Origin of the sequence: Pedobacter xixiisoli, assembly GCF_900215335.1 — a bacterium.
Classification (GTDB): Bacteria; Bacteroidota; Bacteroidia; order Sphingobacteriales; family Sphingobacteriaceae; genus Pedobacter; species Pedobacter xixiisoli.
On the sequence record NZ_OCMT01000003.1, the window covers coordinates 744,109 to 760,962 of the forward strand.

Annotated in this window: 14 protein-coding genes; 6 read left to right on the forward strand and 8 right to left on the reverse strand. The window is 36.9% G+C overall.

Going from position 1 to position 16,854, the window contains the following annotated elements; all coding sequences use genetic code 11:
- Positions 1–17 precede the first annotated feature (17 nt).
- The 3 genes from CRO54_RS15410 to ligA form a co-directional block, all read right to left on the reverse strand.
- Positions 18–296, reverse strand: a complete 279-nt coding sequence (locus tag CRO54_RS15410; RefSeq protein WP_097132958.1) for a hypothetical protein — start codon at positions 294–296, stop codon at positions 18–20.
- A gap of 245 nt (positions 297–541) precedes the next feature.
- Positions 542–1,420, reverse strand: a complete 879-nt coding sequence (gene dapA, locus CRO54_RS15415) for a 4-hydroxy-tetrahydrodipicolinate synthase (RefSeq protein WP_097132959.1) — start codon at positions 1,418–1,420, stop codon at positions 542–544.
- 71 nt (positions 1,421–1,491) lie between these two features.
- A complete protein-coding gene (gene ligA, locus CRO54_RS15420; RefSeq protein WP_097132960.1) occupies positions 1,492–3,501 on the reverse strand; it encodes an NAD-dependent DNA ligase LigA in 2,010 nt (669 codons plus the stop codon).
- A gap of 320 nt (positions 3,502–3,821) precedes the next feature.
- Between ligA and CRO54_RS15425 the strand changes: the two genes are divergently transcribed.
- Positions 3,822–6,761 carry a DNA gyrase/topoisomerase IV subunit A gene (locus tag CRO54_RS15425; protein WP_097132961.1) on the forward strand — a complete coding sequence of 980 codons (2,940 nt, stop codon included), beginning with the start codon at positions 3,822–3,824 and terminating at the stop codon, positions 6,759–6,761.
- Between the two features lie 47 nt (positions 6,762–6,808).
- Here the strand turns inward: CRO54_RS15425 and CRO54_RS15430 are convergent, their stop codons facing one another.
- Complete coding sequence (locus tag CRO54_RS15430; RefSeq protein WP_097132962.1) at positions 6,809–8,206, reverse strand: thioredoxin domain-containing protein; 1,398 nt, start codon at positions 8,204–8,206, stop codon at positions 6,809–6,811.
- Positions 8,207–8,545: 339 nt separating this feature from the next.
- On the opposite strand from CRO54_RS15430, the gene pnuC reads away from it, so the two are divergent.
- Both pnuC and CRO54_RS15440 read left to right on the forward strand, forming a co-directional pair.
- Positions 8,546–9,166 carry a nicotinamide riboside transporter PnuC gene (gene pnuC / locus CRO54_RS15435; RefSeq protein ID WP_097132963.1) on the forward strand — a complete coding sequence of 207 codons (621 nt, stop codon included), beginning with the start codon at positions 8,546–8,548 and terminating at the stop codon, positions 9,164–9,166.
- Positions 9,167–9,251: 85 nt separating this feature from the next.
- A complete protein-coding gene (locus CRO54_RS15440; RefSeq protein ID WP_097132964.1) occupies positions 9,252–10,328 on the forward strand; it encodes an acyl-CoA dehydrogenase family protein in 1,077 nt (358 codons plus the stop codon).
- 167 nt (positions 10,329–10,495) lie between these two features.
- Here the strand turns inward: CRO54_RS15440 and CRO54_RS15445 are convergent, their stop codons facing one another.
- Positions 10,496–11,545, reverse strand: coding sequence for a hypothetical protein (locus CRO54_RS15445; protein ID WP_097132965.1), 1,050 nt, complete (start codon positions 11,543–11,545; stop codon positions 10,496–10,498).
- A gap of 224 nt (positions 11,546–11,769) precedes the next feature.
- Here CRO54_RS15445 and CRO54_RS15450 point away from each other — a divergent pair, with 224 nt between their 5' ends.
- The 3 genes from CRO54_RS15450 to CRO54_RS15460 are packed head-to-tail and all read left to right on the forward strand — an operon-like array spanning position 11,770 to position 15,153.
- A complete protein-coding gene (locus CRO54_RS15450; protein WP_171047924.1) occupies positions 11,770–14,067 on the forward strand; it encodes a TonB-dependent receptor in 2,298 nt (765 codons plus the stop codon).
- A 41-nt stretch (positions 14,068–14,108) separates the two neighbouring features.
- Entirely contained in the window at positions 14,109–14,741 is a 633-nt protein-coding gene (locus tag CRO54_RS15455; RefSeq protein ID WP_097132967.1) for an HmuY family protein, read from the forward strand.
- Complete coding sequence (locus tag CRO54_RS15460; RefSeq protein ID WP_171047925.1) at positions 14,716–15,153, forward strand: HmuY family protein; 438 nt, start codon at positions 14,716–14,718, stop codon at positions 15,151–15,153. Before CRO54_RS15455 ends, CRO54_RS15460 begins: the two co-directional genes overlap by 26 nt.
- A 185-nt stretch (positions 15,154–15,338) precedes the next feature.
- On the opposite strand, the gene CRO54_RS15465 is transcribed toward CRO54_RS15460, so the two are convergent.
- Genes CRO54_RS15465 through vapB form a run of 3 tightly spaced genes read right to left on the reverse strand, consistent with a single transcriptional unit; the run spans position 15,339 to position 16,846 of the window.
- On the reverse strand, positions 15,339–16,223 hold the full coding sequence (locus CRO54_RS15465; RefSeq protein WP_097132969.1) for an RsmD family RNA methyltransferase: 885 nt from the start codon (positions 16,221–16,223) through the stop codon (positions 15,339–15,341).
- A gap of 3 nt (positions 16,224–16,226) precedes the next feature.
- Complete coding sequence (locus CRO54_RS21745; protein ID WP_097132970.1) at positions 16,227–16,610, reverse strand: type II toxin-antitoxin system VapC family toxin; 384 nt, start codon at positions 16,608–16,610, stop codon at positions 16,227–16,229.
- Positions 16,610–16,846: a type II toxin-antitoxin system VapB family antitoxin gene (gene vapB / locus CRO54_RS15475; RefSeq protein ID WP_097132971.1), complete on the reverse strand. Its 237-nt coding sequence runs from the start codon at positions 16,844–16,846 to the stop codon at positions 16,610–16,612. The genes CRO54_RS21745 and vapB overlap by 1 nt, the downstream gene beginning before the upstream one ends.
- Positions 16,847–16,854 lie beyond the last annotated feature (8 nt).

Sequence of the window (16,854 nt, forward strand, 5' to 3'; positions counted from 1 at the left end):
GATTGCTTGTTTAACACTTATTTCTGCATAAACTTGTAATCATCGGCACTATTACCTTCCTCATACTTTGTCAAGGAGCCATTTCTAAAAACGAAAAATGCATACGAAGACTGGAAGCCATTCTGTGTTCTGTAGATAATGATATTATTGTTATCTACGTAAACTTTTTCGGAAGATTTGTTTTGTGTTGCAAACTCTTGCTCAGTCATTCCGATCGAATATTTCGGCCGGTAGTAGCCCATGGTGCTACAGCCCATTGTGCCTAGCACAATAAGGATTAATACTAATTTTTTCATTTGTGTGTTATTAAGTGTGTGTATTAAATATAAGCAATTAATATACCTTTGGCTTACATTTTTATGACATAGTATGTAACACTTTTATGATAAGAAGTTCGCTCATCATTTCGAGGTACGAAGCAATCTTAAAGCTCACTAACCAATAGACTACTTCGTACCTCGAAATGATGATAGCTTACAAAAAAGCCCTGATTGAAATTCCAATCAGGGCGCTTTCGTATATTTTAAAGGCTTTTTTAAATTTACGCCAACTGTTTCAATTGCTCACCAATTTTTGCAATTAGGTTTTCGCTGGCTTTTACCAATGGTAAACGAACGTTGTCATCACAAATGCCTAATTGTTTTAACGCAGATTTTACACCTACTGGATTACCCTCTGCAAAACATAGATTAGTAAATTCCAGCAAGCTTAAATGTGCTGGGTTAGCCTTTGCAAACTCACCATTTAAGCATAATCTTACCATGTCTGATAATTGTTTAGGTAATGCATTTCCAATTACTGAAATTACACCTACAGCTCCAATAGAAATCATTGGTAGCGCAACAGGGTCATCACCAGAAATGAGCATAAAATCAGCAGGCTTATCTCTCATAATCTGATTGAACTGGTCGAAAGAGCCAGCAGCATCTTTAATTCCAATTAAATTTTTGAAATCATGAGCTAACCTACAAGTAGTTTCAGGTGTCATATTTGAACCAGTTCTACCAGGGACATTGTAAAGCAAAATAGGTAAAGCACTAGCTTCGCTTAAATATTTATAGTGCTGATAGATACCTTCTTGGTTAGGTTTGTTGTAGTATGGACTAACAGACAAAATTGCACTATAACCATTGCTTTCGAAAGTCCTAATTTCTTCTGCTACAGTTAAAGTGTCATTTCCACCAATACCTGCTACCAGTGGCAAACGACCGTTGTTAATTTCAGCGGTAAACTCCCACACCTTCTTCTTCTCGTCCTTGCTTAATGTGGCAGTTTCGCCAGTTGTACCTAAAGATACGAGGTATTCAATACCTCCATTAACCAAGTGATTGATCAGGCGCTCTAACCCCTGATAATCTACCGAGCCATCGGTGTTGAAAGGTGTGACCAATGCTACACCTGTTCCGTGAAATTTGTTCATTATATGTTTTTTATTAATTATTTTTTCTTCAATGATTTAGGGACGCTGCAAATTATCACATTATCTCATCATCATATCATTTCTACTAATTCATCCTCGCTAATCAATTTGATATTTAATTTGGTGGCTTTTTCTAGTTTAGATGGTCCCATGTTGTCGCCTGCAACTAAAAAGTCGAGTTTGGCTGAGATACTGCTTAAGATTTTACCGCCGTTTTCTTCTATCAAATTTTTCAATTCATCCCTGCTAAATTTTTCGAAAACGCCCGAAATTACGAATGTTTTTCCATTTAATTTATCGCTGACTGCTACATTTGAAGTTTCTTTCACTTCAAAGCATAAACCTGCACTTTTTAGCTCATTTATCTGCAAAATATTGCTGCTTTGTGCGAAATATTCATTGATGCTGTCGGCAATTCGAATTCCAATTTCATCGATGGCTGTCAATTCCTCTAGTGAAGCGGCTGCTAGGTTGTCGATGTTTTTTACGCCTTTAGCTAATTTCTTTGCTACCGTTTCGCCTACATACCTGATTCCTAAGCCGAACAACACTTTTTCGAAAGGCATTTCTTTAGATTTCTCAATGCCGGCTAGCATATTGTCGATTGATTTTTGTCCAAAACGTTCAATGGTTTTAAGTTCATCTGCCTTTTCATGAAGCTTGTACAAATCGCTGATGTGTCGAACTAATCCTCGTTTGTAAAAAGCTTCTATCGTTTCGTCGCCTAAACCATCAATATTCATTGCTTTTCGACCAATAAAATGTTGGATTTTCCCTACGATTTGCGGACCACATCCTTCATCATTGGTACAATAATAAGCTGCTTCGCCTTCCTTCCTAATTAATGGTGTGCCGCATTCAGGGCAGTTTTCAATAAAATGGATAGCCTTAGTGTCAGGTTTTCTAAGTTCTAGGTTTACCTTGATGATTTTAGGGATAATTTCACCACCTTTTTCTACCCAAACGGTATCACCTTCATGTAAATCTAAACGAGTAATCTCATCGGCATTATGTAGGGTTGCCCTTTTTACCGTAGTTCCAGCTAATACCACAGGCTTTAAATTGGCTACTGGCGTAACTGCGCCGGTACGGCCAACCTGGTAGGTTACTTTCTCCAAAACAGTTTGTACCTCGGCAGCTTTGTATTTATAGGAAATAGCCCAACGAGGAGATTTAGCCGTAAAACCTAATTCCTGTTGTTGCGCATAGCTGTTTACTTTAATTACAATCCCATCGATATCATAACTCAACTTAAAACGTTCGCTATCCCAATGGTGAATAAAATCCAAAACCTCTTCAATATTTCCTGCCAGTTTGGTATGCTCACAAACATGGAAACCCCAGCTTTTCACGGCTTCTAAACTTTCCCAATGTGTTTTGAAAAACTGTTTATCTGTGTATAGTCCATAAAGAAAGCAATCTAAAGGACGTTTTTTAACTTCTTTGGAATCCTGCATTTTCACCGTTCCAGCAGCAAAATTCCGTGGATTGGCATAGGCCACTTCTCCCAATTCTTCACGTTCCTTGTTTAAACGTTCAAACGCAGCTCTGTGCATAAAAACTTCTCCTCTTATTTCGAAAGTTTCTGGTAAATGGTCTGCCTTAACTTTGTGCGGAATAGAATGAATGGTTTTGATATTTGCTGTTACATCATCGCCTTGCGTACCATCACCACGGGTTACCGCACGAGTAATTACACCATTTTCGTAAGTAATACTCATTGATAAGCCATCGAATTTCAATTCGCAAACGTATTCGAAGTTATCGCCAATGGATTTGCGAACACGTTCATCAAAATCTCTTAAATCTTGTTCGTTGTAAGTATTGCCCAACGATAACATTGGCCACTTATGTCTCACAGTGGTAAAGGTTTTCGTGATATCACCGCCCACTTTCTGCGTAGGAGAGTTAGGGTCGGCAAACTCAGGATTTTCCTTTTCCAATTTGGTTAGTTCTTCCAACTTCTTGTCGAATTCATAGTCGGCAATAGTTGGCATAGCCAAAACGTAATAATTGTAAGTGTGCTGGTTTAGCTCTGCTACCAGCGCATCCATTTGTTCTTTTATCGAAAATAGAGACATATTGCGAAGATAAGGAGTTAATGAATTGTTTGATGGCTAAATTGATAAATTGTTTAGGCTTTTATCCCTGTCAGCTACTCGAGATTTTTACATGAACTAGCGGTGCTCGGTTTGAAATGTCAACTTTAAGAATTGCAGATTTTAAATCCGCAGATATATGATTCCGGATTGCAAATCCGGAACAGCGAGAGTAATGTATTTGCTTTTCTAATTAATCAGCTCGCTGTAAACCAAAATATTAACAAGTATTGTTAACAACTTCTCTCGTAAAAATGGGCATCAAATCTTATATTTACGCATCCCAAAAACTTTTTTAATACATGAGTGAAGAACTGGACGATTTAAACGAAACCAATTTACCTGAAGAGCAAGAAGGTAGCGGAGAGCGTGTTGAGGAACAAAAACACACGGTTATCCCAATTAACGGCTTGTACGAGAATTGGTTTCTTGATTATGCTTCGTATGTAATTCTAGATAGGGCGGTACCGCATATTAACGACGGTTTTAAGCCGGTACAGCGCCGTATTATGCACTCGCTAAAAGAGATGGATGATGGACGTTTTAACAAAGCGGCTAACGTAATCGGGAATACAATGAAGTACCACCCACACGGGGATGCCTCTATTGGGGATGCGATGGTGCAAATTGGCCAAAAAGATTTACTTATTGACTGCCAAGGTAACTGGGGCGACCCGATTACTGGTGACAGTGCCGCTGCACCACGTTATATCGAAGCTCGTTTGTCGAAATTTGCGAACGATGTGGTTTTTAATGCGGATACCACGGTTTGGTCCTTGAGTTATGATGGTCGTAACAATGAGCCGTTAACACTTCCGGTAAAGTTTCCTTTGCTATTGGCGCAGGGAGCGGAAGGTATTGCCGTTGGTTTGGCTACCAAGATTATGCCTCATAATTTTATAGAATTAATAGATGCTTCTATAGAGGTTTTAAAAGGTGTTAGACCTAACATTTTACCCGATTTTTTTACGGGTGGTATGGCCGATTTCTCGAACTACAACGAAGGCCAACGTGGAGGCAAGATTAGAGTACGTGCTAAGATTACCGAACGCGATAAAAAGACTTTAGTGATTACTGAAATTCCTTACAGTACCACTACCGGTTCTTTAATTGATAGCGTTTTGTCTGCAAATGATAAGGGTAAAATCAAAATCAAAAAAATTGAAGATAATACCGCAGCCAATGTAGAAATTGTAGTGCATTTGGCGCCAGGTATTTCTCCTGATGTGACTATTGATGCATTATATGCCTTCACTAATTGCGAGGTTTCTATATCGCCAAATACATGCGTAATTAAAGATGATAAACCTCATTTTTTAAGTGTAAATGACATTTTAGAGCAAAATACGAAGTTTACCAAATCTTTGTTAAAACAAGAGTTGGAAATTCGTTTGCATGAGTTGCAAGAACGTGTTTTCTTTAGTTCTTTACTGAAAATATTTATCCAAGAAGGGATGTACAAAAATTCGGAATATGAAAATTCTGGAGATTTTGATACAGTAGTAGTAGTATTGCATCGCTTATTTGCCCCATTTAAAGCTTCTTTATATCGTGAAATACAGCCTGAAGATTTCAAAAAGCTAATTGATAAGCCGATGAGTAGCATCACTCGTTTTGATGTGAAAAAAGCGGATGAGATGATGAAATCTTTAGAAGATGAGATGAAAGTAGTGCGTGGTCATCTTCGCCATTTAACAGATTATACTATTGCTTGGTTCGAGAAAATTAAAGCTAAGTATGGTAAAGGACGTGAGCGTAAAACCGAAATCAGGTTGTTTGATAGGGTGGAAGCAGCTAAAGTTGCTTTGGCAAACGTAAAACTGTACATGAACCGTGAAGATGGTTTTATTGGCACAGGTTTAAAGAAAGATGAGTTTGTCGGCGATTGCTCTGATATAGATGAAATCATTGTGTTTCGTGAGGATGGACGTTTTATCGTAACTAAGGTAGCGGATAAAACTTTTGTGGGTAAACATATTATCCATGCGCAAGTATTCAAAAAGGGTGATGAGCGTACGGTTTACAACATGATCTATAAAGATGGTGCAAGTGGTATCAGTTATATTAAACGTTTCTCTGTGCTGGGTGTTACTCGTGATAAAGAGTATGATTTAACTAAGGGTAGCAAAGGTTCTAAGTCTTTATATTTCACGGCTAATCCAAACGGTGAAGCTGAGGTGATTTCTGTACAATTAAAGCCTCATTCAAAATTAAAGAAGCTAGCTATTGATATTGATTTCGCAAATATTGCCATTAAGGGACGTAGTTCTATGGGAAATATCGTTGTGAAATTCCCAATTAAAAAGGTGCTTTTAAAAACTAAAGGTATTTCTACTTTAGCTGGGATCAAAATTTGGTACGATGATATACTGAAACGTTTAAACGTAGATGGAAGAGGAAAATACCTTGGTGAGTTTGATGGCGACGATAAGATATTACAGGTTTATGAGAATGGAACTTATGAGTTAAGTACTTTCGAGTTGAGCAATCACTTTGACCCTGGTATTGTGTTGATGCAAAAGTTTAATCCTGAGCATGTGTACGGCGTAGTACATTATGATGGCAAAGCAAAAAATTACTTCGTTAAACGATTTGTGTTTGAGGTACAGCCTGTGGGGAAAGTGGTAAGCTTCATCAGTGAAGAAAATGGTTCTAAAATGGTTTTCATTACCGGTAAGCAAGATGCCAAACTAACAGTTGATGTAGAAAAAGGCAAGACCAAAACTCCAGAGACTTTAGAGCTTGAATTGTCAAGTTTGATTGATGTGAAAGGTTGGAAAGCTAATGGTAATAGAGTTACGCCACATGTAGTGAAACAAATTGCTATGGTAGATGCAGAACTGGAAATAGGTCTGGAAAACTTGGAAGAATCACACTTTGAAGTTACCGAGGTACATACAGACCCGTCAAGTGGAGATGAGGGAATAGAAAGTGACGATGACGCAGAAACTGTGAACCAAATTCAGGTAGGTGAGGTTTCGCCAGAGGCAAATGAAGAAAGCCCAACGTTCGAAGCGAAAAAAGTGGTAGAAGAACCTAAGAAAGCTAAACCTTCGTTTAAATCTTCAGCTAAGCCATTGGTTACAGAAGAGCCTACAAAAGAAGTTAAACAGGAAGAGCCATCATCTACAGAAGAAGGTGTGGTTTCTGAACCTCCTGTTCAAAAACGAAAGATATCATTTGAGATTACCAATCCTGGAGATGTGAAGATAGACGATAAAGGACAGGGTTCTTTGTTTTAAAATAAGGAAAGCCTTGCTATTTAGAATTTAGCAAGGCTTTTTCGTATCTATAAAGTTTTGTTTTTCATTTTCTTTAAGCTATCCTCAAATGCTTTGGTGCCCATTTTTTTTGTCTTAGCTATAGCAATTGCCTCTTCCTGAGTTTTAATTGCCTCTGCCTGATAGTTCATTTTGTATAACAGATGTGCTAAAGTATGATAATTGATTGGAGAGGGATTAAGTTCAATTGATCTCCTAGACCATATCATGGCCTTTGTAAGATAGTTGATGTTCGTTGTGCCAGTTCTATAAAACTCCCAAGCTCCGTAGTTTAAACTATTAGCATAATAATTAGTGGGGCTTACACTAGAACTAATCATTGAGAATTCCTTACTCTTTGTTATTTTGCCACCAGCGCTAATTAAACTATCTATTTTTTCTTTGGATACAAATTTTTTATCGCCAAATAATTTCTGTCTGTTGCTCTCGGAAAGATTTTTTCTATATTTTTCTTCTAGTTTTTTTACAGAATCAGCACTGATCGTCATAAACGTTTGGTCATAATATCCAACTGCATTTTTTAGATAATTTGAGGTGTCTTTTACTGCTTTGTAATACCTGAGCATGGTATGGTTATACATTTGATAAGATCTTGGGTAATTACTCTGAGCACTAGATCTAGCTGTGTTGGCAGCTGCCTGTGCCCTAGCAATATTTTTAGATTTGATAGCGCTCATCATGGTATTGTCTATGATAGCCCTGTTAATTTCCGATCTCAACTGGATTGGCTCTGATTTGTAAATGCTATCAATAATTTTCCTGTTGGTGTATGCCATTTTTAAAGCAGTGCCATCCGAATATGGTCCGGCTTGTAAAATAAAAAGCACTGTTTGATAATCGTTAAGATCACTCAGCTTTAGATTTTGTACATAGGTTTCAATTAAATCAGCATTATCCTTTAAACCATTTTTGATTTTAGCATCAATATATTCTTTCAACGTTTGCATATTCGTTTTATCTGCCAGATAAGACGCTTCGTACATAGCAATTGACTTATTTTTACTTAAGGCAATGGCCTTGTCTAGCATAGTAAAGTACTTATTGTTGGCAGAACTATAACCATAATCCTTAAAAAATAAATCGTCTTTGCCATGCATGAAAAGGAAGGAAGGAAAACTCGTAATTTTAAAAGTTGCCAGAATAGGCCGTATTTCATTGTTTGTTCTTAGTGTTTCGAACACAACGAAGTTTTCTTTCATTTTTTGTATTACAGTTGCATCTTTTATTTCATATTGAGCTGCCTTGCTATTCGGATTAGCAGGGAGTTTTACAATAAGTAATACCGGCTTGTTTCTTTTTTTGGCGATATCAAAAGCTTGTTCGATGGTGCTGGCTTCGGATAATTTCTGACTAAAAACAGAAATTGGAAAGATAAACAGGAAGAGAACGTATGTTAGTTTTTTCATTATCAAGATTAATTTTGATAAAAATAAAGATTCTCTGTTGTTTTTTTTTAACTGTTTCTTCTTTATTCTTACCTTTAGCGGACTCAAAGGGGTGCTTGTTAAATACCCAATATTTAGCAGGCTGAGATTATACCCATTTTGGAGGCGTAAGCTGCAAGGCTTAAGGCGTAGGGTTTTACCTTAAGCCTTATACCTAAAACCTTACACCTTGCAAAAGCACCTGATGCGGATAATACCGACGTAGGGATTTAATAAGAGGTTTAAGCCAATTACTGTTTCGCCCTGAAAACAGTTTTCAATTATTTTATTTATCGCCGTAATGGCTTAATGTATTTGAGAATGGAAATTCAGGATTACCTGCGTCTTTTTATAGAGCAAGTAAGGGAAACTACTTATTTAGAATGGCTTGCAGTAGCTTTTGGTGTAACCGAAGTGTTGTTGGCAAAACGCAACAACATCTGGCTCTATCCGGCAGGGATTATTGGTATTTTACTCTCGCTATATTTGAAGCTTAATGCCAGGTTATATGCCGAAAGTTTGTTGAGCATGTACTATTTGGTGATGAGCTTTTATGGTTGGATCATTTGGTCAAAGCGCAAGGCGAAAAACGAAACTTTACCGGTAAGCTGGACCACTAAAAATGAGCTCATAATTGCATTTGCCATTTCTATTGGAGGTTATTTTGTGTTGTATTTTGCCTTGGTTAACTTCACCAATTCAGACGTTCCAATTCTAGATGCTTTTGTTTCTTCGGTAGCTTGGGCTGGAATGTGGCTTTTAGCACGACGTAAAATAGAGAACTGGATTTTTCTTAATGTTTCAAACATTGTAGCCATCCCACTCATGTGGCATAAGAATTTTGTGATGTTTGCGCTACTCACCTTGTTTTTATTTATTGTAGCCATTTTTGGTTATTTCGATTGGAAAAAGATTTATAAAAAGCAATCGGCAGTTAATTAAAGCACAAAAGATACAAAGACACATACAACTGGTTTGAGTTTGGCAGTCTTACATCTCATATCTCGATACTCATATCTAATTAAACATGGAACAACTTACACAAACTTGGCAAGCAGCCATTTTGAATTTAGCACCGCAATCTGAGAAACTGGGAGAATTACATCCTGATATTTTGGAAATTGCTTATCAAGAAGAATGGTTTAAGCTTTATGTGCCTGTAGCTTATGGTGGTCCAGGTAAAAAGTTACCAGAGATTTTGCGAATAGAAGAAGATTTAGCCTACGTAGATGGTAGTACGGCTTGGACGGTTACGCTTTGCAGCGGTGCGGGTTGGTTTGCCGGTTTTTTAGACCCAGTATTAGCTAGCGAAATTTTTGCTGACAGAAAAGCTTGTTTTGCCGGTAGCGGTGCTGTAGGCGGAACAGCTCATAAAACAGCTAATGGATTTCGCATTAACGGACATTGGAAATATGCGAGTGGAGCACTACACGCTACTATTTTTACAGCAAATTGTGTGCTTCAGGATGAAAATGGAGAGGATCTTTTAGATGGTGAAGGAAATCAAGTCATCAGGTCCTTTATCCTTAAAAAAGAAGAAGTAGAAATTCAATCGGGCTGGTCATACTTTGGATTGGTAGCTACAGGTAGCCATGCATTTGATGTACACAACATAGAAGTTCCAGAAAATCGTTCTTTCAAAATCAATGAACCCGTGGTAGCCGATGAAGGTTTTGATTATCCGTTTTTGCAATTGGCAGAAACTACATTGGCCGTAAACAGTTTGGGGATGGCTAAACGTTTTCTAGATTTAGTGAACGATAGTTTCTTTGGCCGTTCTGGATTTAAAAGATATACAACAGAACAAGTTTCATTTTTTGAAGATGAACTGGCTAAATGCAAACATACACTAACTACTATTCGGGAACATTTTTATGAAGCTTTCGATACTTCTTGGCATCAATTAATTAATGATGGAACTATCAAAGAATCGGTATTGAAAGATGTGAGTAGATTAAGTAGAGCGTTAGCACATCAATCTATAAAAGTAGTAGATATCTTATATCCATATGCTGGTTTAGAAGCCGCCAAACAAGAAACAGAATTAAATAGAGTTTGGCGAGATTTACATACCGCTAGCCAACATGCTTTATTGACTTTTTAGCATCAGTGAAATTTATACAGACCTTTATGTCCGGCTGAGCGTGTCGAAGCCTCTTGATGATTGGTATGACACTTCGACGGGCTCAGTGTGACAACGTTAGTGGTATTATAAAAAAAAGGTGTCGGAAAATATTTTCCGACACCCTTTCCGTAAACAATTTCTACTGCTTATTGATATTGAATGTAGATTGGTCTTGGTTTTAACTTCACTAATTCTTCTGGTGTCATTAATCTGTTAGGCGCTTTTTTCAAATCATTTTTATAAAATAATTTAAATCCAGTGAACTGTACTGGTTCGCCGTAAATGAAGTGACGGTAAGTACCCAATTTCAAATCTGGTTCGCCCCATCCATCCATGTGCATTACTACTTGTACCTCTGGACGCAATTTGATATTCTGCGAATTGGTTACCATTTTCTTAGTGAAACGGTGTACAACAAATACTTTTGGAGGTAAATTGTGTTTCTTTACCAAGTCAGCTAAGTAACCAGAAACATAGTTGATTTCGCTAGCATCATAAGTTCCAATTTTTCTGCCTGGCAATACGCCACCTTTCATCGAAAACTCTGGGTCAATTCCTAAGTGAACATTAGGCATCATCAAATATTTTTCCAATAAAGGTAATTCTGCTTGTATAGTACTCAAAGCTACTTGGATATCTAAAAACACAATCATGTTTTTACGCATCTTAGCAATGTTTAAAACCGAGTCAATGTGTTTAAATGGCATACGGTTACGGTATTTTCCATCTTTACCAGGATCACCAGCAGCTACTACAGCAATGTAATGTAATGCAGGTTGTACTGGAGTAGTAGGATCGGCTTTGTTCCATTTGGCAACTTCCTTATCTAACATGCTAAGCATGGTTTTAGGTTCGTACTCACCTAAAGCGCCCATTTTTTTAGAATATAGATTTCCGTAATAACAAACAATACGTTTAAATGGTAGTATAGCACCATCGAGAGGAATTGGATGATTTTTTACGGGCCATTTTCCTGTAGTATCGCCATTTGCGTTGGCTTTTACTAGCTCATTGTATTTGGCAGTATCTACTGGAGTTCTCAGATTAACTTCTTCCTCTACTACTTTTTCGGTAGAGTCAGCATTTTTTGTTCCTTTTTCACCTTTTTTTTCCTTTGCGTCAGAGTTACAACTCGTAAGTGAACTGATAGAAATACCAGCCAACAAAGCTACTCTTACAATCTTCGTTAATCTCATATCGATGTTTTACAATTTAGTTTTTAGCAATATTTCAAAAATACATTATTTAAATGATGTGTCAAGTTGCCATTAATAATAAAGTTACCTGACGAAGAATTGTTTCGAAAATAGATGTTTTTCAGCGAATTAAAATAAGATGAGAAAAAATCTTTCTAATTATTTGTAATTAGTCTAAATAAATAGCTAATATTGCGATATTATTTGAAATCATTCTAAATAAGGTGAAAAAACAACTACTATCCATCCTAATATTTGTTCTAAGTATAAAAATTGCAGTAGCCCAAACTGGAACTGTTAACCTTCGTGGTAAAATTCTAACAGCCGATGGCCAGCCAGCTTGGGGCCTAACGCTATCTATAAAAAACAGTAAAAATGTAGCTTATACTGACCGCGAAGGAACTTTCAGGATTTCAGCACCGGCAGGTAATTCCGTTCTAGTAATTAAATCAGGAGTTTCGAGCCAAGGGAAAGAAGTTGCCATTAATGCTAATGCCGACAAAGAGTTGGAGGAAATCACCATTAAAGAGAAGTCTTACGAACTGAATGAGGTAGTAGTTACTGGACAGTATGGTCCGCAATCAATGAAAGATGCTGTTTACAAAGTAAGATCAATAAGCGCAGAAAAGATAAAACTTCGTGCTCCCACAAATATTCAGCAGATATTAAATACAGAGTTTGGTTTTAGGTTTACTAACGATTTAACGCTAGGAGTCTCTAATGTAGAAATGATGGGGATGTCTGGCAGAAATGTGAAAATATTATTGGACGGCGTGCCTTTAGTAGATAGATCTGATCTGAAAGAAGGATTAAACCAAATTGATATCAATACTGTAGAGCGAATAGAAATTGTAGAAGGTCCGATGTCCGTAGTTTACGGTACAGATGCGCTAGCAGGTGTGATTAACATCATTACCAAGGGAAAAACTGGCTATAAGTTTCGTGTTACTGCTCGCATGCAGGAAGAAACAGCAGGCGATGAATATGAAGCCTTAGACGGGTTGGGTAGCCATAATAAAAACATCAGTGTCAACTGGCAAAACAATGGATGGAGTGCCATGGCAGGTTTCTCGAACAATACTTTCGGTGGTTGGAATTTGCCTGATAAAACAGCAACTAGTGCCGAAGTAGGAAATCCTAATTACATTTTTTGGAAGCCTAAAGATCAATATTTGGGAAATGTTAGAGTAGGTTATGGAAATAACAAATTCAATATTTGGTATCGAGCAGATTATGTGAATGAAGATATCATCTCTCGAGGAGGCATTAATCCGAACTACACCGTTGTAACACAAAAGTATACTACCGATAGGCTGAATAACCAACTACATGCAGATTGGACTCTAAATAATAAGCTGAGCATAACAATGGTAGGTGGATATACTGATTTGCGTAGAAAGACTACTACTACTTTGTATGACTTTGCTACCGCTAAAGAGTCTTTAACTACTGGAGCTGGTGAGCAAGACATTGCTAAATTTAATGCAGCATTGTTCAGAGGAACACTACAATATAAATTATCTAATAAAGTATCAGTTCAGCCTGGTGTAGAAATTAATAGAGAAGGAGCTTCTGGTCAACGTATCAAAGGTTCGCCTGTAATTAATGATTACGCGGTTTTTGCATCAGCGGAGATTATACCTTTAAGTGGTTTGAAACTTCGTCCGGGTGTTAGGTTTATCAATAACTCTGTTTACGATGCTCCTGTTGCAGTTCCCTCGTTAAATGCAATGATCAATTTAGACAGTGATTTAGATTTGAGATTAGGTTACGGACGTGGATTTAGAGCGCCTGCATTAAGAGAGCTTTATTTTGATTTCTTTGATGCAAGTCACTCCATTATGGGGAACGAAAATTTGAAGGCTGAAAAGTCTAATAGTTTTGATGCATCATTAACTTGGAATGCAATACGAAGAGAAGGATTTCAGTTAAACTCAACATTATCAGGTTTCTATAATAGTTTTTTTGATAGAATTGAATACGGACAATATGCAGATGATGCATCTGTAACTACACTGATTAATGTGAGCAGATATAAAACAACTGGACTGTCATTGGACAATACATTAAACTATAAAAATTTACAAGTGAATTTTGGTCTTTCGTACATCGGAAGGTTCAATCAACTAACCGAAGACGAGTTTCAAGAACAAGTACCTGAGTTTTCTTGGACCCCTGAATTTTTTGGTAACCTAATTTATACCGTTACTAAGTTGAAAGGCTCCGTTAGCTTAGCGTTTAAGCATACTGGGAGTAGGCCAAGTTATCAATTAAGCTCTACTAACCCTCAGCCTCAGTTAGTAAAAATAGGCAGTTTTACTTGGACAGATTTGCTTTTCAATAAAACCATCAATAAATATTTAACCCTAAACGCAGGTGTTAAAAACCTGTTTGACGTAACGCAATTGACCAATACATCTGTGGCAAGTGGCGGGGCACACAGCTCCGGAGGTGGAACCGTTCCTTATAGCTATGGCCGCTCTTATGTATTGGGACTAGCTTTTAACTGGAATAAATTATAAGCACATTATATATTAACTAAAAATAACTTAAGAAGAAAAAGATGAATAAATTAAACTCAATGATGGCGATAGCCTTATTCGCATTGACATTTACCGCTTGTAAAAAAGATGATAAAGAGCCTGAAATCGTAGTGCCAGTTTCTGATGGTAGCACTTTGACGTTAGAAGGTAAAACAACAGAATCTAATTATGCAAATGTAGTATATGCAGATTTAAGCGCAGATAAGACAACAAAGTCTGATAGAAAAAGTTGGAATGTAGCGTTTGCATCTGATTCAAAATTTAGGGTTGTATTAAATCCTTCTTATCAAACGACAGCTGTTGCTACTAGTAAGACCGATATTGCTACTGTTACGGTTGCAGATCCTGGAACTACTACTAATTTAAATCACGATATCTTAGATCCTGCTACAATTAGTTTAGTAGATGCTTGGGATGGAGACATTACTAAAACTGCGTTTGCAGAAGTAAGCGCTACTGATAGCGAAAACAAAGTTTACCTTTTAAGTTATGAAGGTAATAAGGAAAAAGAAAAGTGGTTTAAAATAAAAGTAACTCGTTCAGGTAACGGTTATAAAGTTCAATATGCTAGGCTAAATGAAACTACTATCAAAACTTTAGATGTTCCGAAGTCTGCTTGCTTACAATTTGACTTTCGTTTCACTAGAAAATAGTAAAGTAATAACTGCTGAGCCAGAAAAAGCAAACTGGGATATTTCTTGGAGTTATACAACTTATAACTCGGGTTTAGGATCTCCTTACTGGGTTCAAGACTTTATTTCATTAAATACTTTAACAGGAGTATCGGCAGTTCAAGTTTCTACTTCTGTTAAATCATATGCAGCATTCGCAGAAGGCGATTTAACAGGCTTGAACTTTTCAGCGGCTAAAGATGTTATTGGTACAAAATGGAGAACTGCACCAAATACTTCAGGTGTTGGTGGTGGAGTTAAAACAGATTTATTCTACGTTATAAAAGATGGTTCAGGTAACGTTTACAAATTGAAGTTCAATAGTTACATCTCTGGAGATGGTGGAGAAAGAGGTAAACCAGTTATCGAATATAAATTAATTAAAAAAGGATAGTTAGTGTATCTCAATTATTAATAGTTTGTTTTGTTTAGGGAAGGCCTCCATGGATTTGGAGGCTTCTCTTTTTTATAGACTTTCGTCATTGCGAGGCACGAAGCAATCCTAAAGCGAATGATATAAATAAAAGTTATTGACACAAAGATTGCTTCGTGCCTCGCAATGACGTTACGGTGAAAAGACTAAGAAGTAGTTCTAAACTTCCCAAATACACCCAGCGGTAACTTAATACCTGAAGTAGCTTGTAAAAATAACTCTCCAGTTTCTAAGTTTTTTACCTTCGGAAAGGAAGTTGTAATCAAGTTCTCTACAATTACAGAAGAAAACCCCATTGAGTAAGTATTTAGAATTAAGAAATGCTCTTCTGGATCTAGTAACTGCACTACATCTTGCATCATTTCTTGGATATGGTCTTCTAGTTTCCATTTCTCACCGTTTGGCCCGTGACCATAAGCAGGTGGATCTAGAATAATACCATTGTATTTTTTACCGCGTTTCAACTCTCTTTTCACAAACTTCAAGGCATCTTCTACTACCCAACGCACATCTTTCAATTTAGAAAGCTCTTGGTTTTCGTTAGCCCAGTTGACCACTTGTTTAATCGAATCTACGTGAGTAGTGTCAGCACCTGCCGCTTTAGCAACTAAAGAAGCTGCGCCTGTGTAAGCGAAAAGGTTCAGCACTTTAGGTACTGGTGTTTTAAAACTTTTGACAGAAGAAGTAATATAATCCCAGTTTACAGCCTGCTCAGGGAAAACACCAACGTGCTTAAAAGAAGTTAAACCTAAACGTAGATTAATGCTCACCTCATCATTTTGGTAGTTTACATTCCAACGGTCGGGCACACTTTTGTTGTGTTTAACCCATTCGCCACTGGTAGCCGAACGACCTTTAAAAGTAATATGTGCTTTCTTTTTCCATTCCTCTGCAGACAATACTTTTTTCCAAACTGCCTGTGGTTCTGGTCTAGATAAAACTAAATTGCCGAAGCGCTCTAGTTTTTCGAAATCGCCGCAATCAATTAATTCGTAATCTTTCCAGTGGGTTGGTGTAAGCAGTTGTATCATGTACTATATTAACTTTAAATTTGGGTAATTCTTGATGAACTGGTCATCTGTTATTAATGTTAAGTCTTCGGTAATAGCTTGAGAAATAATCAGTCTATCGAAAGGATCTCTATGAATAAGCGATAGTTGCAGGTAGTGTTTAAGATGAATTTCAGCTATTTGTAAAATCGTGATATCATTATCTTTCAAAATACTGTAAATGTCTGAAATGCTATGCTTTAATTTTAATTTTCCAATATTAATTTTAATCACAATTTTCCAAATACTAACCACGCTAATGAACTTCTTAGATGTACGTGAATTTATTATAGTCCGCGTGTTTTCAGAAATAGATGAACTTCCGTTTATTAAAAAAAGAAATATATGGGTGTCTAATATAAAACGCATTACATATAGTCTTTCATTTCATCTAACGGTTCGTTAAAATCATCTGATATGTATAGGATTGTTCCTTTTGCAGCACCGTATAAACTTTTAGGTTCTTCTAGTTGATTTGTTTGCTCTGGAACCTTGGCATGTTTGGCTTGTAAAAAATCAATAAAATCTTCTACCTCTCCCAATAATTCTGTAGGAAGGTCTTGAAGTTTTTTAATGATATTTTTCTTGTCGTATGCCCCAATCATACACAAAG